Origin of the sequence: Thermus sp. 2.9 (assembly GCF_000794385.1) — a bacterium.
Lineage (GTDB): Bacteria > Deinococcota > Deinococci > Deinococcales > Thermaceae > Thermus > Thermus thalpophilus.
Genome location: NZ_JTJB01000007.1, coordinates 1 through 21,724 on the forward strand (window position 1 = coordinate 1; position 21,724 = coordinate 21,724).

Genomic DNA, 21,724 nt, shown 5'->3' on the forward strand with positions numbered 1-21,724 from the left:
CCGGCGGCGTAAAGGGCTACCGCCACTTCCCCCACGTCCACCAGGCGGCGGACGTAGGGCTTAAGGAAAGCCGGGTAATACCGAGATTCCCGATCCCTAGGGACCTTCAGGTCCACCTGGCCGAAGGTGGTCTCCAGCTTGCGGGGGTAGTAGCCGTTCCTGCGGCCTCCGTGCACCTGCAAGAAGGCCGTCCGGTCCAGCTCCAGAACCGTCTGCAGAACCTCGGCTACTGTCTCCCGCACCGCTTCCCTCAGCAAGATCCGCAAGGTATCCTGGTCCACGGGGCACCTCCTCGTGCTAAGGTGTGCCCCCCTATTAAACACGGACCCTTACACATAAATCCTTACACGACCGGGGAAGGAGGTGCCTGACCCCAAGGAGATGTTCACCTCCTTGCCCAGGAGGTTGGCTTGGGCAGGGTTTGAGGTGGCGAAGCTTGCGCTTACCGGGTTCACGGTGATGGGGGAGGGGAGGGTGGTGGTGGTGGGGCTGATGCTGAAGAAGTCCCGCCCAAAGTAGTAGGTACCCCCCACTGACCCGAAGATGGCCACCTCCCGGTTTGGGCCCACGGGAACGCGGAACGCGTTGTCAATGTCGTTGACTATGCCGTTGCTTCCCTCGTCCGAGAGGACTGTAATGACCGTGGCCGAGTGGACCGTGGCAGACCCCCCGCTGAAATTCTGGCTGCTGGTGTTGTCGTCGCTTTGGTTTAAGTTGGCCTCTGGGCCCGCATAAGCCCCAAAGCAGCGCGCTTTGAAAGTGGTGGCCTCCTGAAGGGTGAGCTCGTAGCTCTGGGCGTTCACCGCGGCGCTCAAGGTGCCAAAGGAGGGGCAGCGGAAGACCACGGTGTAGCGGTCCTGCCCCGCGGGGACGGTGAAGGTGTAGGTGCCGAGCCCGCTGGGGTTCAGGGGCTGGAAGGGGCCGTTGCCCACCCGGTAGGCGGCGGCGGTGGCGTTGATGGGCTCGTCCAAGCCGTTCACCAGCTGCACCTGGACCTGGGTACCGCTGGGCCCGCCCCCGTTGCAGGCGGTGAGGATGAGGGTGCCTCCAAGCGCTAGAGCCTTCCAAAACCTTGCCGTCTTTTTCATCTGGGATCACCTCCCGGCTCCTAGGAAAGCAAGGGGGACCTGAACGGGGCTTGAATGGGGCATGAACGGGAGAGGGGTAGTATAGGAGCATGCTTCTCCGCACCCTGGGGGGGCCGGAACTGGAGGGAGTGGGGTTCGGCCGGGAAAAGCCGCTCCTCCTATTGGCCTATCTGGCGGTGGAGGGGCCCAAACCGCGCCGCCACCTGGCTGAGCTCTTTTGGCCCCGAGCCCGGGATCCCCTCAACAGCCTGGCGGTGGCCTTGGTCCAGCTTCGGCCCCTGGGGGTGGTGGTGGGGGAGGAGGTTCTGGTTGCCCGGGTGAACCTGGACCTGCCCGCGGTGTTTCAGGCCCTCAGGGAGGGGAGGGTGGAGGAGGCTTTGCGCCTCTACCGCGGGGCCTTCTTGGAGCGCCTCACCCTAAAGCTTTCAGAGGAACTAGAGGAGTGGGTGTGGCGCAGACGGGAGGAGGTGGCGCGGAAGCTGGCCCGAGGGGTCAAGCGGGCCGCCTTGGGCCTCGCTGCCTTGGGCTTTGTGGAGGAGGCGGAGGCTCTTTGGGAGCGCCTTCTTTCCCTGCCTGGGCTTCTTGACCCCCCCCGCCCGCCCCGCCTGGAGAAGCTCCTCCTGCCCGAGGAGGTGAGGCGGGCCTTCTTTCGCCTGCTCCTTGGGGGGGAGGCGCCCGGGGGGGGAGATCCTTGCCCGCCTGAAGCTCCAGGGCCTGGTGGACGCCAAGGGCATGCCCTGGCTGAAGCCTCCCTTGGGCCTCGAGGCTCAGGAGGAGGCCCTGGCTTTGGCGCGGGGACGCCCCTTGCGGGAGGCGGGGCACCTCTACCGCCTCGCCGTCCCCTTGCTCCGAGGGGAGGATCTGGCGCGGGCGGTGGAGGCGTTTGTGGCCGAGGCCAAGGTCCTCCTTTCCCGCAACCCCAAGGGGGCCCTGGACTTCTTGCAGGGTGCCCCAGACCTCCCCCCCGTTCGCCTCCTGCGGACCCGGGCCTTGGAGCGCTTGGGGCGCTTTCGGGAGGCCCTGGCGCTTTTGGCGGACCTTCCCGAAAGCGAAGAGGTGCGCCTCCTCAGGGGCGTCATCGCCTTCCGCCTGGGCCGGCGGCAGGAGGCCTGGCAGGTCCTGGAAGGGATAAGGGAGGGATCGGCGGAGGCTTGGAACCTCAGGGGGTACCTGCTCCTCGGGGAGGGTAAGCCCCAGGAGGCGGCGGAGGCTTTCGCTCGGGCGGCGGTGCGCTTCCTGGCGCAAGGGGAGGAGGAGCGCTACGCCGGGGCTTTGGGTAACCGCGCCCTGGCCTTGGCCGAGGGCGGGGCGGCCCAGGAGGTGGTGGAGCGGGCCTTCCAAGAGGCCCTTTCGGGGGCCAAGGGAGCTTTGGCCCGGGCCCGGCTGCTCCTTAACCTGGGGGTCTACCGGGAGCGGCTTGGCGACTTTGCCGCTGCCGAAAACCTCTACCGCGAGGCTTTGGACCTAGGGGAAGAGGGGGGGAGCCTCGAGGTGTTGGGGCGGGCCTGGAACAACTTAGGGGTCCTTTACCACCGTCAGGGGCGGGGGGAGGAAGCAGAAGACGCCTACCGCAAGGCCCTCCTCCTGGCTCAGGAGGCGGGGGAGGTGGTGCTCACGGCCGCGGTGCTGGCCAACTTGGCGGAGCTTCGGGGAGAAAGGGCTTTTTTGGAAGAAGCGGTGGCCCTCCTGCAAGAGGCGGGGCACGAGTCCCTTGCCGAGCGGTACCGGGAGCGCCTAGCCCGCCTTGTGCCGTAGAATCTCCCTATGGAGACCAAGCCTGTCCCCCAAGTACCCTGGGGCTTGGTGGGGGGATTGCTGTTCCTTTTGGGTAGCGCCCTCCTCTTCGCCCTTACCCTGTATTCGGAGAACCCGGCGCCCCTTTCCCCAGGGGTTCTTTATCCCCGTAGGGCCTTGGTGGGAGAGGAGGTGCGGCTCGGCATTGGGGACATCTCTCCGGAAAGGGTCCGGGTTACCGTGGATGGGGTGGAGGCGCCCGTGGTGGAGCGGCGGCCTGGGGAGGTGCGCTTCCGCGTGCCGGCGGTGCCCGGGGGGAAGCGGCGGGTTGTGGCCCGGGGAAGCCCTGCGGTGGAGGCGGAGCTCGTGGTCCTAGGCCAGGTGGTGCGGGAGGAGGCCCTCCTCTTCCTTCCAGAGGGCAAGCCCCTCCGCCTGCCCCCGGGCTTCCGGGTGCTGGAGGAGCGGAGCCTAGGGCGGTGCGGCCTGCGCCTCTACCGTCTTGGGGTGGAAGGCCTCCCCCTTGGCTTGGCCTTGGAGGCCCTCGAGGCCCAAGACCCCGCGTACAAGGCGGACCCAGAAAGCCTCTGGTCTTTGGACCAGGAGGAGCTGAACTTTGTGGGGGCGAAGGGTTTTTGGGCCCGGGACGTGCGGGGGAAGGGCGTGGCGGTGGCGGTGTTGGACACCGGGGTAGAGCCCCTTCCTGGGGAGCGCTTCCTCCCGGGGTACGATTTTGTGGAGGGGGATACGCTTCCCCAGGACGCTTTTCCCGGAGGACACGGCACCCAGGTGGCCTCCTTGGTCCTGGGGGTGGCGCCGGGGGCCGGGATCCTGCCCGTGCGGGTGTGCGACGGGCAGGGGGTGTGCCGGGCAAGCCGCGTGGTCCAGGGGGTCTGCTACGCCTTGGAGGGGCCTCGGCCCTTGGTCCTCAACTTAAGCCTTGGGGGGGACACCCCGGTGGAAGCCCTGGAGGCCGTGCTGCGTCGGGCTTTGGCGGAAGGGGTGGGGGTGGTGGCGGCGGCGGGCAACCAAGGGCCACAGGGGCCTGCCCATTACCCTGCCGCCTTTGACCTTCCAGGGCTTCTGGCCGTGGGCGCCCTGGACGCTGGCCTTCAGGGACCTGCTTCCTTCAGCACCTGGGGTGCCTACCTGGACCTCCTCGCCCCGGGGGAGGTGGCTTGCCGGGGCCGGGGGGGTGGAAGCGGTGTGTCGGGGAAGCTCCTTCGCCGCGCCTTGGGTTGCGGGTGCCTTGGCCCTTCTCATGGAGGAAAGGCCGGGGTTGGACCCGAGGGGGTACGAGGAGCTGTTAAAGGGCTGGGCCAAGCCGCTTCCCCATCCCAAGGAGGCGGTGGGGGCTGGGGCTTTGCGCCTCCCTTAGACTTTTGGGGTATGCGCACGAACCTCAGCGTGGAGGAAGCCTTGGCGCTGGTTTTGGCGGAGGCGAAAGGGGAGCTAGGGGTGGAGGAAATTCCCTTACGGGAGGCTTACGGTCGGGTCCTGGCTGAGGACCTGGCCTCCTTGGTGGACCACCCGGACCAGGACGACACCGCCATAGACGGCTACGCCTGTCGGGAGGAGGATACCCTGGGGGCTTCCCCGGAAACCCCTGTGCGCTTGAGGGTTATTGGTGAAGCCCCGGCGGGAAGGCCTTTTGCGGGAAGGATCGGGGAGAAGGAGGCGGTGGCCGTCTACACGGGGGCCCCCATCCCCCAAGGGGCCAACGCCGTTGTTCGGGTGGAGGATACGAGGCGGGAAGGGGAGTATGTTCTCCTCTTCGCCCCGGCGAGCCCCAAGGACATAAGGCCCAAGGGGGATGACCTGAGGCGGGGGGAGGTCTACCTGAGGCGGGGCGACCTCCTCACCCCGGGGAGGCTCGGCCTGGCGGCGGCCATGGGCTATCCCCGCCTGAAGGTCTTCCGCCGGCCCCGGGTGGGGATCCTTTCCACGGGGGACGAGGTGGTGGAGCCGGGGGAGGCGTTGCCCTTCGGCGGGGTGTACAACTCCAACGCCTACAGCCTGCTGGGGTTGGTCCTCGAGGCGGGGGGCGAGCCCGTCCTCCTGGGCAAGGTGCCGGACCGCCCCGAGGAGGTCCTGGCCCGGCTGGAGAGGGCGGGGCCTTTGGACCTCCTCCTCACCTCGGGGGGGGTTTCCATGGGGGCGTACGACGTGGTGCGGCGGGTCTTGGAGGAAAGGGGCGAGGTGGTCTTCTGGAAGGTCAAGCAACAGCCTGGAGGGCCCTTGCTCCTGGCCCGGCTTGGGGAGCTTCCCGTTTTGGGCCTCCCGGGCAACCCCGTGTCCAGCATGGTCACCTTCTTCCTCTATGGGAGGCCCTTCCTCTTCCGCCTCCAGGAGCGCACCGACCCCCCTTACCGCCCCCTTAAGGCCAAGGCCCTCACCCCCTTCAAGGGGGCCAAGGGGAAGAAGGTCTTCCGCCGGGGAGTGCTGGCCTTTGAGGAGGGGCTCGTGGTGCGCACCACGGGCAACCAAAGCAGCGGCGTCCTCCGCTCCATGGCCTTCGGCAACGCCCTGGTGGTCCTTCCCCCGGACCTGGACGCCCAAGCGGGGGCGGAGGTGGAGGTCATTCCCTTGACTTTCGTGCTCTAGTTCACTAGACTTAAAAAGTTTACGGGCTTTACCCCTCTCCTTTTCGGGCGCGGGTGGGGCCCGGGAAGCGAGCGAGAATGGAGTTCAAAGACTTTCCCCTGAAGGAAGCGATCAAGGAAGCCTTGGCCCGGCGGGGCATCACCGCCCCGACCCCCATCCAGGCGGCGGCGTTGCCCTTGGCCCTGGAAGGCAAGGACCTCATCGGCCAGGCCCGCACGGGCACCGGCAAGACCCTGGCCTTCGCCCTGCCCATCGCCCAGGCCCTGGAGCCGAGCCCGGTGCGGGGGAGGAAGCCGAGGGCCCTCATCCTCACCCCCACCCGGGAGCTGGCCCTCCAGGTGGCGGGGGAGGTGGGCGCCGTGGCCCCCCACCTCAAGGTGGTGGCGGTTTACGGGGGCACGGGCTACGGCAAGCAGAAGGAGGAGCTCGCCCGGGGGGCGGACGTGGTGGTGGCTACCCCGGGGCGGGCCCTGGACTACTTGAGGCAAGGGGTCCTGGACCTTTCCGAGGTGCAGATCGCCGTCTTGGACGAGGCGGACGAGATGCTCTCCATGGGCTTTGAGGAGGAGGTGGAGGCCATCCTTTCCGCCACCCCGGCGGAGCGGCAGACCCTTCTCTTTTCCGCCACCTTGCCCTCCTGGGCCCGGAGGCTCGCCGAGCGCTACATGAAGGCCCCCGTGGTCATCAACGTGGTGCGGGAGGAAGGGGTCACCTACCAGGAGGAGGCCATCCTGGCCCCAAGCGACCGCCTGGCCCTGCTTTCCGATCTCCTTTACGTGAAGGCGCCCAAGCGGGGCATCGTCTTCACCCGCACCAAGGCGGAAACGGAAGAGGTGGCCACGGGGCTAATCCGCTTGGGCCATCCGGCCCGGGCCATCCACGGGGACCTTTCCCAGACGGACCGGGAGCGGGTGATGCGGGCCTTCCGCGAGGGGGAGGTGCGGATCCTGGTGGCCACGGACGTGGCCGCCCGGGGCCTGGACATCCCCGAGGTGGACCTGGTGGTCCACCACCGCCTGCCCGACAAGGCGGAGACCTACCAGCACCGCTCCGGCCGCACCGGGCGGGCCGGGCGGGGGGGCGAGGTGGTGATCCTCTATAGCCCCCGGGAGAAGCGGGAGCTCTCCGAGCTGGAGCGGGCGGTGGGGCGCACCTTTAAGCGGGTGAACCCCCCCACCCCCGAGGAGGTCCTGGAGGCCAAGTGGCACCACCTCCTGGCCCGCTTGGCCCGGGTGCCGGAGCGGGACTTTAAGCCCTACCTGGACTTCGCCGGACGCCTCTTCGCCGAGGGGCGGGTGGAGGTGGTGGCGGCCCTCATGGCCCTCCTCTTGGGCGGGGCGCCCAAGGAGAAGAGCCTCCTCACGGGGGAAGAAGGCTGGCTCACCTTTAAGGCCACGGGGCCTAGGCTCACCTTGCCCCGGCTGGTGGCGCTTTTAAAGGAGAAGGGCCTCGAGGTGGGGAAGATCGCCCAAGGGGAGGAGGGCTTCTACGTGGACCTCCGCCCCCAGGACCTGCCCCGGCTGGCGGAGGTGCAGGGGGTCAAGCTGGAAAGGGCCAAGCGGGTGGAGGCCCTGCCTGAGCCCGCGCCTAACCGACGCCGGGTGCGGGGTTAGGTCCTTTGAGGGACAGGGCCCGGCCTGCCACCAAGAAGTACACCGCTTCCGCCGCTTCCACCAAACGGGCGTTCACCTCCCCCAGAAGGTCGCGGTAGCGGCGGGCCAGGGGGTTGGCGGGGACGATGCCCAGGCCCACCTCGTTGGACACGGCGATGACCCGCTTGCCGCTTCCCTCCACCGCCCTCAGGAAGCGCTCCGCTTCCTCCAGGGGGTCCAGGCCGTGTTCCAGCAGGTTTGAGACCCAAAGGGTGAGGCAGTCCACCACCACCGTGGGGTGGCGGGCCCGCGTGAGCGCCTCCGCCAAGGCGAGGGGCTCCTCCAGGGTCTCCCAGGTGGGGGGACGCTCCTCTCGGTGGCGGCGGATCCTTTCCGCCATTTCCTCGTCCCGGGGCTCGGCGGTGGCGATCAAGGTGGCATAGGGCCCAGCGAGCCGTTGGGCGAAGCGGCTTTTGCCGCTTTTCGCCCCGCCCAAGAGGAGGACGAGGCCGGGGGGCGGGGGAGGGTCAGGGGGCTTGGCGCTTCCTGCGGGGAAGGCCTTTCCTGATAGCCCCAAGGCCCTTCGGAGGCGCTTGAGGTCCAGGTGGGCCTCGAGGGCGTCCGCCAGGGCGTCCAAGGCTTCCTCCAGGCCCTTGGCCTCCCGGCCGAAGAGGGCCCGTTGCACCCCGGGGTTTTCCAGGAGGCCGTGGAGCCAGGTGGCGAGGAGGCTTCCCTCCTGGTGGAAGAGGGGCAGGCCCTCCCCGTGGTGGATCTCGTAGCCCCGCACCTTTAGGCCGTTGAGCCGGGCCCAGTACCCCGTGAGCCCCAAAAGGGACACCTCCTTGGCCTCCACCCGCTTCTCCCGGCGCATCCGCACCCGGTGGGGGAGGAGGCCAAGCCCGGGGAAGACTCCCTTCTCCTCCACCCCCTCCTCGTCCAGGATGGCCTCGGCGAGCATCTCCGCCCCGCCGCAGACGGCGAGGAGGGGCTTGCCCGCCTCCAGGTGGCGCCTTAGGAGGGGCAGGAAGCGCCTGAGCCAGGGGAGGTCCCGGGCGGGGAGGCGGCTTCCGGGGAGGATCAGGAGCTCGGCCCCTTCCGCCTCCTCGGGGCTTTGGGCGTGTATGGGGCGGGCGAGCTCGGCGAGGGGCCAGAACTCATCCAGGTTGGCGGCGTGGGGGTAGCGGAGGATGGCCACCTTGGGGCCCTCCCCGGCCCTAGGGCGGTAGCGGAAGCCGTCCTCCTCGGGGAGCTCCAGGGGGAGCATGGGGAGGGTTCCCAGGACCGGCACCCCTGTCCAGCCCTCCAGGAGGCGGTAGGCGGGGGTGAGGAGGGAGAGGTCCCCCCGGAACTTGTTGAAGGCGAAGCCGACGAGACGCTCCCGGTGCTCTCCTAGAAGGGCCCAGGTGCCGTAGAGGGCCGCCAAGGCCCCTCCCTGGTCCACGTCCGCCACCAGGAGGGCCTTGGCCCCGGCCCACTCCGCCACCTTGAGGTTGGGGAGGTCGGGCCAGAGGTTCCGCTCCACCGGGCTTCCCGCCCCCTCCAGCACCAAAAGCTCGTACTCCGCCAAAAGGCCCTCCAAGGCCTCCCGCACGGGCGCCTCCAGGTGGTGCTTCCGCTCCTGCCAGGGCAGGGAGGAGAGGAAGGGGTCCACCCGGCCCAGGACCACCACCTGGGCCCCCCGCTCCCCGAAGGGCTTCACCAGGATGGGGTTCATCCGCACCTCCGCCTCCACCCCGGCCGCCAGGGCCTGGAGCCACTGGGCGGTGGCCAGCTCCCCGCCCCGGGCCACCCGGGCGTGGTTGGCCATGTTCTGGGCTTTGAAGGGGGCGGCCTTGAGGCCCATCCGGCGGAAGTGGCGGAGAAGCCCCGCCACGAAGAGGCTCTTCCCCACCCCGCTCCCCGTGCCCCAGACCGCTAGGGCCTTAGCCCGCAAGCCGCACCTCCACCGCCTCGAGGATGGCCTTGGCGTCCTCTAGAGCCTTTTCCGCCTCCTCCTCCGTGTACGCCTCCTTGGGGGTAAGCCCGGGGAGGGCGTCGGGGTAGCGGGTGGGGATGTAGAGCTTGTCCAGGGAGAGGGCCTGGGGGAGGAGGTGCTGGAAGGCAGGGGCTTCCTCCCCGGGGAGGTCGCGGAGGAGGCGGGCGAGGCTGTCACTCCAAGGGTCCAGGCCCAGGAAAAGCCAAAGCCCCTTGAGGGCCTTTTCCCCGGCCTGCTGGGCCAGGAAGGCCGCTTGGGCGAACTTGCGGGCCTGGAGGAGGGCCTTTCCCGCCTCCCAATCGTCCTGGGTCTGGAGAAGCCACCGCCTAGCCTCGGCCTTCCGCTTCTCCGCGCTCATAGAGGGGTACCGCCTCCTTGAGGACTCCCGCCAGGAACGGGAGGTCCTTCCGCTCCGCCAGTTCCCTGGGCGTGAGGACGATGGCCTCCACGGGCAGCGGTGCGTCCTTCAGCAACTCCAGGACCCTGCCGATCCGCTCCAGGGGAGGGAGGTCCGTCTCCGCCACCACCAGGAGGTCTAGGTCCGAGCGGGCGTCCGCCGTGCCCCGGGCGTGGGAGCCGAAGAGGTAGAGGGCCTCGTGGGCAAAGGCGCTTGGGAGCCGCTCCACCGCCCCCTCTAAGTAGGTCCGAAGCTCCACCCGCACCCCCTCAGTCTACCCGGACCGTGGCGAGGACCTTCCCTAACGCTTGGAGGAGCGCCGCGATGGCCTCCTCCTTCTGAGCGGAAAGGCGGAGCCACGCGGGAAGCCCGAAGCTGGTGCAGTCCCGGACCCGGATGCCCCTTTCCCTCAGGGCCAGGGCCACCTCCGTGGCCCTCCCCACCCGGACCAGGAGGAAGTTGGCGGGGCTTTCCCGCACCTCTAGCCCAAGCCCCTTCAGGCCCTCCGCCAGGAGGCGCCGGAGGCGGAAGAGTTCCTTTTTGCTCTCCTCCAGCCAGGCCTGGGCCTCGGGGTGTAGGTGGCCCAGAAGAAGGGCCTCCCCGTAGACGGAAACGGGCCAGGAGGGGGCGAGGTTTTGGAAATGGGTGAGGTCCAGGGGGGCCACCAGGTAGCCCGCCCGCACCCCCGTGAGGCCGTGGGCCTTGTTGGGGCTGTAGAGCCGGAAGGCCCTCTGGGGTAGGGGAGGGGGGTTTTCCGCGAGGGGGTAATAGGCCAGGTCCAGGACCAAGGCCCCCCCGGCCCGCTGTGCCGCCTCCTCCAGGAAGGGGTAGACCTCCCCCGTGGGGTTGTTGGGCACACAGAGGAAGGCCAGGGAGCTTCTGGGGAGGAGGGCCAGGAACTCCTCGGGGCTCTTTGCCTCCCAGAGGGGAAGCTCCAGGGCCCTGGCCGCCCGGGCGTACTCGCTGAAGGTGGGGGGAAGGAGGAGCATGGGGCCCCTGAGGTAGCTCCAGCGGGCCAGGCGGTGGATGAGCTCGCTCGTCCCCGTGCCCACGGCCACGTTCTCGGGGGCCACCCCGTGGGCCTCCGCCAGGGCCTCCCGGAGCCTCCGGTAGAGGGGATCGGGGTAGCGGCTGGGGTCGGCCCGCCGGAGGTGGGCCAGGATCACGGGGTTGGGCCCCAGGGCGTTGGCGTTGGTGGAGAAGTCGTAAAGGGGTTCTGGGCCTCCATCTGGCCCACCGTGGATGGGCCTCAGCACGTCGTCCAACATGCCCTCCATGGTAGGAAAGCGCCTCAGGCAAGAATGGGGCCTAGGCTAAGGGTAGAGGCGGAGGGCCCCTTGGCGCATGCGCTCCAGGACGGAGGCGAGGCGTGCCGCTTCCTCCTCCGCATAGGCGTGAAGCTCCACCGGAAGCCCCGGGAAAGCGCGGCGGGCGAGAAGATGGAGATCCTCACGGCGGGCCCCCCGGTAGATCACGAGGACGTCCACGTCGCTTCCCACCAGGGCCCTTCCCCGGGCCCAGGAGCCGAAGAGCCAGGCCTCGAGGAGGGGTATCTCCGCCCCCAGTGCCTCAACCCCCTCCTTCAGGCGGCGGAGGAGTTCCTCCCGCGTCCATTTGGGATAGAAGACCCTCACAGAATCCATAAATGCTTTCCGCATGCGCCAGGAGGCGCTCGGACTCCCCCCTTCGGTAGCGCTCAAAGGGGGCTCCTTCCGCCTTCCGGCAGGGCGTCCGGGTATCGGCTTGGTATATAGGCCTTGTCCAGCTCGCTGGCGGCGTCCAGTAGGGCTTCGGGAACGGGAAAGGTCTGGGAGAGCGCCTCCAGGAGGCCGGCCACCGAGCGGCCCCAAGCCACGGCACCCAACCTTTGGAAGACGGCCTTCACCGCCTTCTCCGCGGCCTGTTGCGCCGCGAAGGCCGTCCACTCGTAGAACCCTTCCCGGAGCGATAGCGAAGCCTGCTCCAGATCCCGTTTGGCCTGGAGCAGGAAATCCCGGCTCCGCTCCACGGCAAAAGTCTACCCCACCGCCTCGGTCAGGGCCAGGAGGAGCCCCACCCCGTAGCCCACGCCCCCCACCCACCAAAGGGCCTTTCCCACGTGGGCGGGACCGGGGGATGGGGCCTCGGGGTTCAGGGCGTAGACGCCCCGCTTCCGGAGGCGCACCCCGAGCCGAAGGGCCAAGGCGGCCATGGGGAAGCCGGCGTTGGGGGAAGGGGTCTTGCGGGCCTCCCGCCAAAGCCGCGGCCAAAGCCCAGGGGGGCAGAGGAGGAGGGCGGTGAGCCGGGCGGGGAGGAGGTTGAGGAGGTCGTCTGCCCGGGCGGCGAAGGCCCCCTTGGCCCCGTGCTCCGGGTAGCCCCACATGGCGTCGGCGGTGTTGGCGTAGCGGTAAAGGGCCGCCCCGCCTAGGCCCAGGAGGGCGTAGTAGAGAAGGGGGGCCACCAGGCTATCGGAGAGGTTTTCCGCCAGGCTTTCCAGGGACGCTTCCCGCACCTCCTCCGCCGAGAGGTCCTCCGTCTTGCGGCTGACGATGCGGGAAAGCCGCCTGCGGGCCTGGGGGAGGCAGTCCGCCAATGCCCTTTCCACCCCAAGCACCTCCTCCAGGAGCATGCGGAGGCTAAAGAGGGGCTTGAGGAGGAGGCCCAGGAGGACCCACCCCAGGGCCAGGGGACGGAGGAGGAGGTCCAGGAGGAGGGCGGGAAGGGCGAAGAGGAGGGCCCCTAGGGTCCAGTACAAGGCCCCCGACCAGAACCCCCGCACCCGACGCCAGGCCCACCCCAGGTACCGCCCCATCCAGACCACGGGGTGGAGGGAAGCAGGGGGCTCGCCCAGGAGGGCGTCCAGGAGGAGGGCCAGGAGGAGGCTCACAGGAGCTCGGCGTAGAGCCCCACCACCGGCCCCACCACCAGGAGGGCGGGGGAGGGGAGACCCGCACCCAGCTCCGGGAGGTCCCGGATCCGGCCCAACCGCACCTCCTCCCCCGGCCAGCCCACCCGGGCCAGGAGGGCCAGGGGGGTTTCGGAGGGGAAGCGCTCCAGAAGCCGCTCCTTCAACCCTGCCAGGGCGTGGAGGGGCATGAGGAGGACCAGGGTGTCCGCCTGGGGCAGGGGAAGGGTGGGGTCATGCCCCGTGGCCACGGCGAAGCTCTTGGCGAGGCCTCGGAAGGTGAGGGGTAGGCCCAGGCTGCTCAGGGCCCCCACGGCGCTCGTCACCCCGGGGATCACCTCAAAGGGGATGCCGGCCCGCTGGAGGGCCAGGGCCTCCTCTCCGCCCCGGCCGAAGACCATGGGGTCCCCTCCCTTAAGCCGGGCCACCACCTTCCCCGCCCGGGCCAGGGCGATGAGCCTTTTGGTGATGGCCTCTTGGGGCGTCTTTTCCCCGTACCCCTCCTTGCCCACGGGGATCCTTTCCCCCTTGGCCAGGGCCAGCACCCCGGGGTGGACCAACCGGTCGTGCAGGACCACCTCCGCCTCCTCCAGGGCCTTGAGGGCCCTTAGGGTAAGGTGCTCGGGCCCTCCAAACCCCGCCCCCACCAGGTAGACCTTTCCCTTCATCCCCGCCTTCTCGGGAAGAGGCGGTGGAGCCGATGGTGGAGGGAGTCCAGGTCCTGGTAGAAGGCCTCCACCTCCCTCCGCAGGGCCTGGAGCCGGGCCAGGGCGGCCTCGCTCGCCAGGAGGAGCCCCCGCCAGTAGGGCTCCTCCTCTTCCGCCGCCTTTTCCTCCAAGCGGAGGAGGGCTTCCCGCAGGGCGGCCTCCAGGGCGGGAAGGGTCTTGGCCTCGGCCAGGCGCCGGATCTCAGGACGCCCCTCCAGGATGGGGGCCAGCTCCTCCCGCTCGTGGGCGAGGTCGTGGGCCTCCTTCTCCAAAAGCTCTCCTAGTGCAATCCTAAGGGCCGAAAGCTCGTGGCACGCCATCTAGATCACCTCCAAAAGCTTGGGGGCAAAGATCTCGCCCCCTTCCAGGTGCGTCCTTCGGAAGGGGAGCACGTCCTTGGGTTCCATTCCCCCGTAGACCACCCCTTCGGGGTAGGCCAGGAGGATGGGCCCCTTGCCGCACCGCCCCAGGCAAGGGGTGGGGGTGAGCTGGACCAGGGGACCGAGTTCCTTAAGCCCCTCCTCCAAGGCGCGGAGGAGGGGCAGGGCCCCGGCCTCCCGGCAAGCCTCTCCCGTGCAGAGGAGGAGGTGGGTGAAGGGGCCGTGGGGGTGGCGCCCCGGGGCGAAGAGGGCGTGGCGAAGGGCGCGCAGCCCGGCGATCTGGGCCTCCCGCCGGGGGGCGAAGCGGCCTATGGGGAAGCGGAAGCGGCAGGTGTCGCAAGGGGCGTAGCCCCCCTCCAAAGCCTCCCGGTAGCGGTCCTCCAGGGCCTCTAGAAGGGCGGGGTGGCCCATGAGGGGCGGGAGGACCTCCAGGGAAAGCCCTCCCACCCGCTTCAAGAGGCGCTCCTCCACCACGCCGCGGAAGAAGAGGTGGGGGAGGAGGTAGACCCGGCGGGGCCTTAGCCCAGCGAGCCGCAGGAGGGCCTCCCTCGGGGTGGGGCGGGCCTTGGCAGCGTAGGCGGGGAGGGTGGGGATGCCCGTGGCCTCCTCCAGGAGGCGGGCCAGGGCGGCGCCCTCGGCGTTTGCCCCGGGGTCCGAGCCGCCCCGGAGGACCAGGAGGGCGGCGTCCTCGGGGGTAGCCCCCCGTCGGCGGAGCCGCTCCGCCCAAAGGGCCACCAGGGCGGGATGGGTTCCGAGGGGCCGGGCGAGGCGGAAGCGGGCCTCGGGGTGGCGGGCCCTCGCCGCCTCCAGGGCCAGGGGCAGGTCCGCCTTGAGGTGGCCCGCTCCCAGGAGGAGGAGGGGGAGGACCACCCCGCCTCCCCGTTCCGCCAGGGCGAGGGCGGCCTCGAGGAGGGTGGGCCGGTCGTGCTCTATGAAGCCCAGGTGGACCTCCATCCCAAGCCGCCGCGTCAGCCCTTTGGCGAGCCCCCGGGCCAGGGCCTGGGCCCTCCGGTCGGGGGAGCCGTGGGCGGCGAGGAGGATCACGGCAGGGCCTCCTCGGGGATCCGCAAGGGCAGGACCCCCAGGGCCAGGGTGAGGTTGCCCCGCTTGGTCTTCTCCACAAGGAGCCTCGCCCCCTCCGCCAACACCGCCGCCTCCGCCACGCCCCATAACCCCGTGTGCCGGAAGACCACCTCCGAGGGGTTGGGGATGGGCTGGGCGTTCAGCACCTCTGGGGGGTGGAAGCGGAGGGGAAGCCCCAGCTCCTGGGCGAAGGCCAAAAGCCCCGCCTCGTCTTGCTTTAGGGTGGCGGTGGCGAGCCGGGCCAGGGCCTCGAGGGCAAACCCCCCCTCCTCCAGGAAGCGGAGGACCTCCTGCCGGATCTCCTCCTGGGGCGTGCCCCGGTTGCAGCCGAGGCCCAGGACCAGGGCGGGGGGGTGGGCGAAGAGGGCGGGGACGGGAAGGGAAAAGGGCCTTTTCACCGTGAAGAGGACCATGCCCTCCACCCCTTCCGGCTCCGGCCTGGGGAGAAGGCGTAAGGTCGGGTAGCGGGCCAGGGGGCTTAGGTCCACGCAGTCGGAGTAGAAGCCCACGGGCCTCCCGTCCACCAGGAGGGCGGAGACCTCCTTGAGGGGCTTCCAGTCCGGCACCCTTGCCGCGAGGGCCTTGGCCAGGAGGTCGGGGGCGGGAAGCGCCAGGCTGTCCGTGCCCGTGGTGAGGACCGCCTCGCCCCCCAGGGCCTCCGCCAGGTAGCGGGCCAGGGGGTTAGCCCCCCCGAGGTGCCCGGCGAGGAGGGGGACGAAGTAGCGCCCCTTGAGGTCCACCACCAAGACGGCGGGGTCCACCCGCTTGTCCAGGATGAGGGGGGCGATGGCCCTTAGGACGATCCCCGCTGCCATGACGAAGACGTGCCCGTCGTGAAGGGGCCAGGTTTTGGCCAGGAGGTCGCGGATGGGCTCGTCAAAGAAGCTGGCCTCCACGAGCCCCCGGTACTTCCCCGCCACGTAGAGGGTGCTCCCGGGCAGGGCCCGGTGTACCGCCTCCGCCACCTTGAGCCCCGGCAGGGTGAGGGTGTAGACCGCCACCCGTTCCGGCCGCAGGGGGCCCACCTCAGCCATCCCGCCTCCGCAAGGAAAGCCCCGGCGTCTCCCCCGGCAAGGGTTCCCCCGTGTCCAGGTCGTACTTGAGCCCGTAGCCCCTTGGGGTGAGGAGGGTGCCCTCAAAGAAGCGGCTGTGGCGGTTGCCGATGACCACGGTGGTGAGCATGCCCGCCTCCGCCTCCTTGAGCCCTTCCAGGGTGGTGAGGGTTACCTCCTCCCGCTTCCGGTAGGCGCTCTTCACCAGGGCAGCGGGGGTTTCTGGGGGGCGGTACTGGAGGAGGATCTCCGCGCTTTTCCCAAGCTGCCAGGTGCGCCGTTTGCTCTGGGGGTTGTAAAGGACCACCACGAAATCCCCCTGCCCGGCGGCGTGGAGCCGCCTTTCAATGAGGGGCCAGGGGGTGAGGAGGTCGGAGAGGCTGATGAGGCAGGTGTCGTGGGCCAAGGGGCTTCCGAGGAGGCTCGCCACGGCGTTGGCCGCGGTGACCCCGGGGATCACCTTGAGGAGGACCTCCCGCCCCCCCTGGGCGAAGCGGCCCGGCAGGCCCACCCCCCCGTCCACCCGGCGGAACCCCCTCTCCTCCATGAGCTCCAACACGGGGGCGGCCATGCCGTAGATCCCGGGGTCTCCCCCGGAGACAAGGGCCACCCGCTGGCCGGCAAGCGCCCGCTCCAGGGCCTCCTCCGCCCGGTCCAGCTCCTCCGTCATGCCCTTGCGCACGACCTCCTTGCCCACGAGGAGCCCCATCTCCTCCAGGAGCTTGATGTAGGTGCTGTAGCCGATCACCACCTCCGCCCCTTCCAGGGCCTCCTTAGCCGCTAGGGTGAGGCCCGGAAGGTCGCCGGGGCCCATGCCCACCAGGTAGAGTTCTCCCATCTTCACCTCCTAAAGCGGTGCCGGAAGTCCGGGGCGTAGAGCCGGCTCCGCACCCCCTTTGCCCGCAGGGCCTCCCCCACCAGGAAGACGGTGGTGTCCCGGGCGGGGAGGCCCTCGAGGCCCCGGAGGTCCGTGAGCCCCACCTCCTCCCCCGCCTGCCCCACCTTGTGCCCGAAGAGCACGGGGGTGTCCGGGGCCAGGCCCGCCTCCAATAGCTCCCGGGAAAGCCGCTTCGGGTGCATGCCCGAGAGGTAAATGGCCAGGGTGAGGCCCTTGGCCGCCAGGCTTTTGGGGTCCTGGCCCTCGGGAACAGGGGTCCGCACCCCAAGCCGGGTGAAGGCCACCGCCTGGGCCACCTCGGGGGCGGTGAGGGAAAGGCCCGCCCGGGCCGCCAGGGCGAAGGCGGCGGTGACCCCCGGGACCACCTCCACCCGCACCCCCAGGGCCTCGAGGGCCTCCTTCTCCTCCAGGAGGGTCCCATAGAGCCCGGGGTCCCCCGAGTGGAGCCGCACCACCCTTCCCTTCCCCGCCTCCTCCGCCAGGAGGGCTACGATCTCCTCCAGGACCATTCCCTTGGAGTCGGCCAGGCGCGCCTGGGGGGCGAGGGCCTTAAGGGACTCCTCGGGGAAAAGGCTACCCGTGTAGAGGACGAAGCGGGACTCCTTTAGGAGCCTCGCCCCCTTCACCGTGAGGAGCTCGGGGTCCCCCGGCCCTCCGCCCACCACGTGGACTACCCTTTCCATCCTTCCTCCTCCCTTTGCCAAAGCCCCACCAGGGTCCAGTAGTCCCGCTCCACCCCTTCCGCCTCCTCCAGGGGGAGGACCTTTTCCCCCTCCATCCCGAGCCGCAGGAAGGCGAAGCCCCTCCGCTCGGGGAAGGCCCGCCTTAGGGCGGCGAGGTCCTTGGCCTTGTACACGAAGACGCTTTGGAAGCGGGCGAGCCCCTCAGGGTCCACCCCCTTAAGCCCCGTCACCGCGGCAAACCCCCCCTCCCCCAGGGCGATGGGCCGGAGGACCCGGGCGGCCGCCAGCTGGTGAGCGCTGATGCCGGGGACGGCCTCCACCTCTATCCCCTCCAGGTAGGGGAGGAGGTTGAGGGGGGAGGCATAGAGGAGGCTGTCCCCCAGGACCAGGTAGCCCCCTTCCCCATGTTGGGACAGCGCCTTAAGGATGGTCCTCGCTGCCTCCCGGCGCGCCGCCTCCCGGGCCTGGGGGTCGTGCCCCGTGAAGAGGGGCAGGGGGACGAGGGGCTTGCCGGGGGGGATGTGGGGCCTCGCCGCCCTGAGGGCCAGGGGCTCCCGCCCCTCCTCCTGGGGGGTAGAAGAGGACGGGGAGGCGCTGGATGAGGTGGAGGGCCCGCAGGGTGATGAGCTCGGGGTCCCCGGGGCCCACGCCCAGGAGGTAGAGCCTCATGCCCCCTCCTTGGTGGCGGCGAGGAGGACGGTGGGGTTCTGCGCCTCCAGCCGGCGGTAGGGCCCGAGGGGCACCACCCGGCTCGCCTGCACCTGGATGCCCTCCACCCCAAGCCCCCTCTCCCGCAGGAAGGCGTATGCTTCCAGGAGGTTTTCCAAGGTGATGGCCGCCACCACCAGCCTTCCCCCTGGCCGCAAGGCCCTCAGGCTCTCCTCCAGGATGCCCCGCATCTCCCCGCCGCTTCCCCCCACGAAGACGGCGTGGGGGACGGGCAGGCCCCGTAGGGCTTCGGGGGCCTCCCCCCGGACCAGGACGAGGTTGTGGGCGCCGAAGCGGCGGGCGTTCTCCTCAATGTGGGGCCAGGACTCGGGGTTTTTCTCCACGGCGTAGACCCGCCCCCAGGGGGCGAGCCGCGCCGCCTCAATCCCCACGCTCCCCGTGCCGGCCCCGATGTCCCAGAGGATCCCGTCTGGGGGGAGGGCGAGGAGGCCCAGGGCCAAAAGCCGCACCTCCCGTTTGGTGATGAGGCCCCGCTTGGGCATCCGCTGTTCAAAGGCCTCGTCGGGGAAGAAGCCCAAGCGGGGGGGGAGGGGGCCTTGGGCCTCCAGGATGAGGACGTTGGGGTCCAGGAAGCGCTCCTGGGCCACGGCCTCGAGGCTGGGGAAGCTCCGGACCCGCTCGTCCTCCTCCCCAAGCCTTTCCGCCACGTGGGCCCGGAAGGGCCCGGCCCCCATGGCCAGGAGGGCCCCCGCGATCCGGGCCGGGGTGTTCTCGGGGTCGGTGTAGACCACGGAGAGGGGGGAGAGGGCCACCTCCAGGAGTACCCCCCCAAGGGGCTTAGCGTGGAGGGAGAAGAAGCGGGCCTCGTCCCAGGGGAGGCGGAGCCGGGCGAAGGCCTCTTGGAAGGCGGTGGGTGCCGGGTGGATCTCCGCCTCGGGAAAGCGTTCCAGAACCCGCTTGCCGATGCCGTGGAAGAGGGGATCCCCCGAGGCCAGGAAGGCCACCTTCTTCCCCGCCCGCACCCGCTCCTCCGCCTCCTGGAGGAGGGGCTCCAGGGGGCCCTTCACCGGGAGCTTCTCCCCGGGGTGCTCGGGGAAGTGGGCGAGGTGCCGCGTCCCTCCGATGAGGACCTCCGCCCCCTCCACCCGCCGAAGGGCCAGGAGGCTCATCCCTTCCCGCCCGCGGGCGCCTAGGCCGATGAGGTAGACCACGGCTAGCCTCCCCGATAAGCCTTGGAGGTGTCCACGCCCCCGTCCGCGGCCAGGCGCAGGAGGGCGTGGAGGGCCGCCACCACCAGGGTGGAGCCGCCCTTGCGCCCCTCGGTGACGATCCAGGGGACGGGGGCCTCCATGAGGGCCCGCTTGGCCTCGAGGACGTTCACGAACCCCACGGGCATCCCCAGGACCAGGGCGGGCTGCGCCCCCCGCCGGACCGCCTCCACCAGGGCCAGGAGGAAGGTGGGGGCGTTGCCCACCCCCACGATGGCCCCTTCCAAAAGGCCCCTTTCCTCCGCGTACCGCACCGCCGCCTCGGCCCGGGTGCCCCCCGTGGCCTTGGCCCTTTCCACCACCTCGGGGTGGGAGAGGAGCTCCACCACCTCGTTGCCGAAAAGACGCAGGCGCTCGGGGTTGAGGCCGCAGGCGATCATGCGGGCGTCCACCAGGATCCGCGCCCCGGCCATGAGGGCCTTAAGGCCCGCCTCCACCGCTTTTGGGCTAAAGCGGGTGAGCTCCTTGTACTCAAAGTCGGCGGTGGCGTGGATCATGCGGCGGACGATGGGCCACTCCAGCTCGGAGAAGCTGTGGGGGCCGGCTTCCTCGTCCACCACGCGGAAGCTTTCCTCCTCTATGGCCCTTCCCCTTTCCGTCATCTGGTGGGCCGGGTTCCTTTGGGTTTTGATCAGGTCATCCACGGTACACCTCCCGGTCCGGCCAGGCGGCGAGGCACCGCCCCTCGTCAAAGTCCGTGAGGGCCACGCTCACGAAGGGCCGCGGGCCGATGTAGGCCCGGAGCTTCTCCTGGGCCAGGCGCACGAGGTTCAGGAAGAAGCGGTCAAGCCCCTCCTCCAGGGCGATCTCGTAGAACCTGCGGGCGGTGGCGGCCCCTTCCGCCTCCTTGAGGGCCCGGGGGCTTGCCCCCGCCTCCTTGAGGAGACCCAGGAGCATGGGCAGGTTCACCTCGCTTCCTGCGGCGTGGGTCATGGTCTTGCCGTCGGCCATCTTGGATATTTTTCCGATCATCCCCACGATCCGCACCACCTCAATCCCCACCTTCCGCGCCGCCCTGAGCACGTCCCCCACGAAATCCCCCATCTCTATGAAGGCCATCTCGGGGAGGTGGGGGAGGAGCTTCTGGGCGAAGCGCTCGCTCTTGCCCCCGGTGGTGGCGGCGATCTCCAGAAGGCCGTTGGCCCGCGCCACCCCCACCGCCTGGACCACGCTCATGCGGAAGGCGCTGGTGGAGTAGGGCTTCACCACCCCCGTGGTGCCCAGCACCGAGAGGCCCCCCAGGATCCCGAGCCGGGGGTTGAGCGTCCGCTTCGCCAACTCCTCCCCCCCGGGGATGGCGATGGTGATGGCCAGGGGACGGTCCGTCACCTCCCGCACCGCTTCCCAGATCATCCGGCGCGGCACCGGGTTGATGGCGGGCTCCCCCACGGGCACCCCGAGCCCCGGCTTGGTCACCACCCCCACCCCCTCACCTCCTTCCAGCCGGTCCTCGCTGGCGAAGCGGGCGTAGGCCTGGATCTCCGCCCCGTGGGTCACGTCGGGGTCGTCCCCGGCGTCCTTGATCATCCCCACCAAAACCCCTTCCCCCTTCCACTCCAGGCGGAAGACCTGGAAGGGTTGCCGCCAGCCCGCGGGAAGCCAGATGTCCACCACCTCTGGGGTCTCCCCCAGAAGGGCCAGGGCCGCGGCCTTGGCCGCGGCGGCGGCGTTGGCCCCCGTGGTGAAGCCGATGCGGCTTCCCTTCTTGTCGCGGGGCGGGGGGTAGGGGTGGCTCATGCCGGGCGCAGGGCGTAAAGCCTCAAGGAAACCAAAAGCCCAAAGAGGCCCAGGCCCAAGGGGAGGGCGAGGGCCTCGAGGTCCAAGGCCGAAAGCTCCGCCGCGGCCAGGAGGAAGGCCACCGCCACCACCGCCCAGCCCAGGAAGCGGCTCGCCCGCTTGGCCCGCTCCGAGTCGCGGGCCAGGTTCTGCAGGCGGCTTGCTAGGAGCCCGTCCACCCCGTCCACCAGGAGCATCCCCAGGGTGAAGAGGAGCCCCAGCCGGAGAGGGGAGAGTTCCGCGGAGAGGGCCAGGGCGGAAAGCTGGCTGGCGGTCTCAAACCCCAGGCCGAAGAGGACGCCCAGGAGGAGGGGGTGGAGGAGGGGAAGGCGGGCGGGGGGCCCTTTCCTCGGGCCTGAGGAGGCGGTAGAGGTTGAGCCCCCCCACCAGAAGGAGGAGGAAGGTGGGGAGGTGGAGGGCCTCCAGGTCCACCCCTTTCAGGAGAAGGGCGGCGGGAAAGGCGAGCAACGTGACCACCCCCCCGTGCCCCAGGGCGAAGAGGATCCCGTTGTAGGGGGAGGGACGCACCCGGGAAAGCCCGTCCACCGCGGCCAAGTGATCGGGGTCCACACCGTGGCGCACCCCCAGGGCCACGGCGAAGAGGTCCAGGCCCGTCATGGGGCTCCTCTACTTGTGGGCGGAACCGCGAGCCTATGCCGAAGACCAGGTTTTCTTCTCATCCTTGCCTCCTTTCGCCCCTGCTCGGGGGCAGGTGAGGCGCGGACTAGGGCGGGTGTTCGGGCTTCCGACCAAGACGAAGGGTCTTGTGTGTGGGTCGGTTACCGTTGCGGCACAGCGCCGGACTTTCACCGGTCTTCCCCCTTTGACGCCCCAAGACATCCGGGCCTTGGGGCACCCTAGCCGCACGGGCCCCGCTGGGGGGCTTGCCTCTGTTTTACTTCCCCTAGAGGTCCCCGTCAATGCCCGGGGGCAAGAG

Annotated in this window: 26 protein-coding genes, 1 pseudogene and 1 riboswitch; of the genes and pseudogenes, 5 read left to right on the plus strand and 22 right to left on the minus strand. The window is 70.0% G+C overall.

Annotated elements, in window-relative coordinates:
- Positions 1 to 323, minus strand: a 323-nt coding sequence (locus tag QT17_RS03890) for an IS256 family transposase (protein WP_039456668.1), incomplete at its 3' end; no start/stop codon positions are given.
- Positions 324 to 329: 6 nt separating this feature from the next.
- The gene (locus tag QT17_RS03895) at positions 330 to 1,088 is read right to left on the minus strand and encodes a hypothetical protein (protein WP_039456621.1); all 759 of its coding nucleotides are present in this window, start codon (positions 1,086 to 1,088) and stop codon (positions 330 to 332) included.
- Between the two features lie 660 nt (positions 1,089 to 1,748).
- On the opposite strand from QT17_RS03895, the gene QT17_RS14830 reads away from it, so the two are divergent.
- From QT17_RS14830 to QT17_RS03910, 5 genes and pseudogenes are all read left to right on the plus strand, one after another.
- Positions 1,749 to 2,843: a tetratricopeptide repeat protein gene (locus tag QT17_RS14830; RefSeq protein WP_304412957.1), complete on the plus strand. Its 1,095-nt coding sequence runs from the start codon at positions 1,749 to 1,751 to the stop codon at positions 2,841 to 2,843.
- A 9-nt stretch (positions 2,844 to 2,852) separates the two neighbouring features.
- Positions 2,853 to 3,935, plus strand: a pseudogene (locus QT17_RS13230) (S8 family serine peptidase); the annotation flags it as partial.
- A gap of 145 nt (positions 3,936 to 4,080) precedes the next feature.
- Positions 4,081 to 4,197, plus strand: a complete 117-nt coding sequence (locus tag QT17_RS14695; RefSeq protein WP_255347414.1) for a hypothetical protein — start codon at positions 4,081 to 4,083, stop codon at positions 4,195 to 4,197.
- Between the two features lie 11 nt (positions 4,198 to 4,208).
- A complete protein-coding gene (glp, locus tag QT17_RS03905) occupies positions 4,209 to 5,423 on the plus strand; it encodes a gephyrin-like molybdotransferase Glp (RefSeq protein WP_039456671.1) in 1,215 nt (404 codons plus the stop codon).
- A gap of 77 nt (positions 5,424 to 5,500) precedes the next feature.
- A complete protein-coding gene (locus tag QT17_RS03910) occupies positions 5,501 to 7,036 on the plus strand; it encodes a DEAD/DEAH box helicase (RefSeq protein WP_039456624.1) in 1,536 nt (511 codons plus the stop codon).
- Here QT17_RS03910 and QT17_RS03915 read toward each other — a convergent pair.
- From QT17_RS03915 to QT17_RS14265, 20 genes are read right to left on the minus strand one after another with little or no spacing between them, the layout of a single operon-like run.
- Entirely contained in the window at positions 7,011 to 8,948 is a 1,938-nt protein-coding gene (locus QT17_RS03915; protein ID WP_039456626.1) for a cobyric acid synthase, read from the minus strand. The two genes, QT17_RS03910 and QT17_RS03915, sit on opposite strands and share 26 nt — an antisense overlap.
- The gene (locus QT17_RS03920) at positions 8,938 to 9,348 is read right to left on the minus strand and encodes a HEPN domain-containing protein (protein ID WP_039456629.1); all 411 of its coding nucleotides are present in this window, start codon (positions 9,346 to 9,348) and stop codon (positions 8,938 to 8,940) included. The genes QT17_RS03915 and QT17_RS03920 overlap by 11 nt, the downstream gene beginning before the upstream one ends.
- On the minus strand, positions 9,317 to 9,652 hold the full coding sequence (locus tag QT17_RS03925) for a nucleotidyltransferase domain-containing protein (protein WP_039456631.1): 336 nt from the start codon (positions 9,650 to 9,652) through the stop codon (positions 9,317 to 9,319). Before QT17_RS03925 ends, QT17_RS03920 begins: the two co-directional genes overlap by 32 nt.
- Positions 9,653 to 9,656: 4 nt before the next feature.
- The gene (locus QT17_RS03930) at positions 9,657 to 10,655 is read right to left on the minus strand and encodes a histidinol-phosphate transaminase (RefSeq protein ID WP_039456632.1); all 999 of its coding nucleotides are present in this window, start codon (positions 10,653 to 10,655) and stop codon (positions 9,657 to 9,659) included.
- A gap of 45 nt (positions 10,656 to 10,700) precedes the next feature.
- Entirely contained in the window at positions 10,701 to 11,030 is a 330-nt protein-coding gene (locus QT17_RS03935; protein ID WP_039456634.1) for a nucleotidyltransferase domain-containing protein, read from the minus strand.
- Between the two features lie 53 nt (positions 11,031 to 11,083).
- Positions 11,084 to 11,395, minus strand: coding sequence for a HEPN domain-containing protein (locus QT17_RS03940; RefSeq protein ID WP_235283719.1), 312 nt, complete (start codon positions 11,393 to 11,395; stop codon positions 11,084 to 11,086).
- 9 nt (positions 11,396 to 11,404) lie between these two features.
- The gene (gene cbiB / locus QT17_RS03945; protein ID WP_039456637.1) at positions 11,405 to 12,253 is read right to left on the minus strand and encodes an adenosylcobinamide-phosphate synthase CbiB; all 849 of its coding nucleotides are present in this window, start codon (positions 12,251 to 12,253) and stop codon (positions 11,405 to 11,407) included.
- Entirely contained in the window at positions 12,250 to 12,939 is a 690-nt protein-coding gene (gene cobA / locus QT17_RS03950; protein ID WP_039456639.1) for a uroporphyrinogen-III C-methyltransferase, read from the minus strand. Before cobA ends, cbiB begins: the two co-directional genes overlap by 4 nt.
- Entirely contained in the window at positions 12,936 to 13,298 is a 363-nt protein-coding gene (locus QT17_RS03955; protein WP_039456641.1) for a DUF3209 family protein, read from the minus strand. Before QT17_RS03955 ends, cobA begins: the two co-directional genes overlap by 4 nt.
- Positions 13,299 to 14,402, minus strand: a complete 1,104-nt coding sequence (locus QT17_RS03960) for a CbiX/SirB N-terminal domain-containing protein (protein ID WP_039456643.1) — start codon at positions 14,400 to 14,402, stop codon at positions 13,299 to 13,301.
- Positions 14,399 to 15,475 (minus strand): cobalt-precorrin 5A hydrolase, encoded by a 1,077-nt coding sequence (locus tag QT17_RS03965; RefSeq protein WP_039456645.1) that lies wholly within the window; start codon positions 15,473 to 15,475, stop codon positions 14,399 to 14,401. Before QT17_RS03965 ends, QT17_RS03960 begins: the two co-directional genes overlap by 4 nt.
- Complete coding sequence (gene cobJ, locus QT17_RS03970; RefSeq protein WP_039456647.1) at positions 15,468 to 16,331, minus strand: precorrin-3B C(17)-methyltransferase; 864 nt, start codon at positions 16,329 to 16,331, stop codon at positions 15,468 to 15,470. Before cobJ ends, QT17_RS03965 begins: the two co-directional genes overlap by 8 nt.
- Positions 16,332 to 16,333: 2 nt before the next feature.
- A complete protein-coding gene (locus QT17_RS03975; RefSeq protein ID WP_039456653.1) occupies positions 16,334 to 17,074 on the minus strand; it encodes a cobalt-precorrin-4/precorrin-4 C(11)-methyltransferase in 741 nt (246 codons plus the stop codon).
- Complete coding sequence (locus QT17_RS03980) at positions 17,062 to 17,595, minus strand: SAM-dependent methyltransferase (RefSeq protein ID WP_369792360.1); 534 nt, start codon at positions 17,593 to 17,595, stop codon at positions 17,062 to 17,064. Before QT17_RS03980 ends, QT17_RS03975 begins: the two co-directional genes overlap by 13 nt.
- Positions 17,495 to 17,743: an SAM-dependent methyltransferase gene (locus QT17_RS14700; RefSeq protein ID WP_255347412.1), complete on the minus strand. Its 249-nt coding sequence runs from the start codon at positions 17,741 to 17,743 to the stop codon at positions 17,495 to 17,497. Before QT17_RS14700 ends, QT17_RS03980 begins: the two co-directional genes overlap by 101 nt.
- Complete coding sequence (locus QT17_RS03985) at positions 17,740 to 18,954, minus strand: bifunctional cobalt-precorrin-7 (C(5))-methyltransferase/cobalt-precorrin-6B (C(15))-methyltransferase (RefSeq protein ID WP_039456654.1); 1,215 nt, start codon at positions 18,952 to 18,954, stop codon at positions 17,740 to 17,742. Before QT17_RS03985 ends, QT17_RS14700 begins: the two co-directional genes overlap by 4 nt.
- A 2-nt stretch (positions 18,955 to 18,956) precedes the next feature.
- Complete coding sequence (locus QT17_RS03990; protein WP_081995766.1) at positions 18,957 to 19,655, minus strand: precorrin-8X methylmutase; 699 nt, start codon at positions 19,653 to 19,655, stop codon at positions 18,957 to 18,959.
- Positions 19,648 to 20,748: a cobalt-precorrin-5B (C(1))-methyltransferase gene (locus QT17_RS03995; RefSeq protein WP_039456665.1), complete on the minus strand. Its 1,101-nt coding sequence runs from the start codon at positions 20,746 to 20,748 to the stop codon at positions 19,648 to 19,650. The genes QT17_RS03990 and QT17_RS03995 overlap by 8 nt, the downstream gene beginning before the upstream one ends.
- A complete protein-coding gene (locus tag QT17_RS14260) occupies positions 20,745 to 21,092 on the minus strand; it encodes a hypothetical protein (RefSeq protein ID WP_369792361.1) in 348 nt (115 codons plus the stop codon). The genes QT17_RS03995 and QT17_RS14260 overlap by 4 nt, the downstream gene beginning before the upstream one ends.
- Entirely contained in the window at positions 21,064 to 21,405 is a 342-nt protein-coding gene (locus tag QT17_RS14265; RefSeq protein WP_235283721.1) for a hypothetical protein, read from the minus strand. The genes QT17_RS14260 and QT17_RS14265 overlap by 29 nt, the downstream gene beginning before the upstream one ends.
- 92 nt (positions 21,406 to 21,497) lie before the next feature.
- A riboswitch (cobalamin riboswitch) is annotated at positions 21,498 to 21,662 on the minus strand.
- Between the last annotated feature and the right edge of the window lie 62 nt (positions 21,663 to 21,724).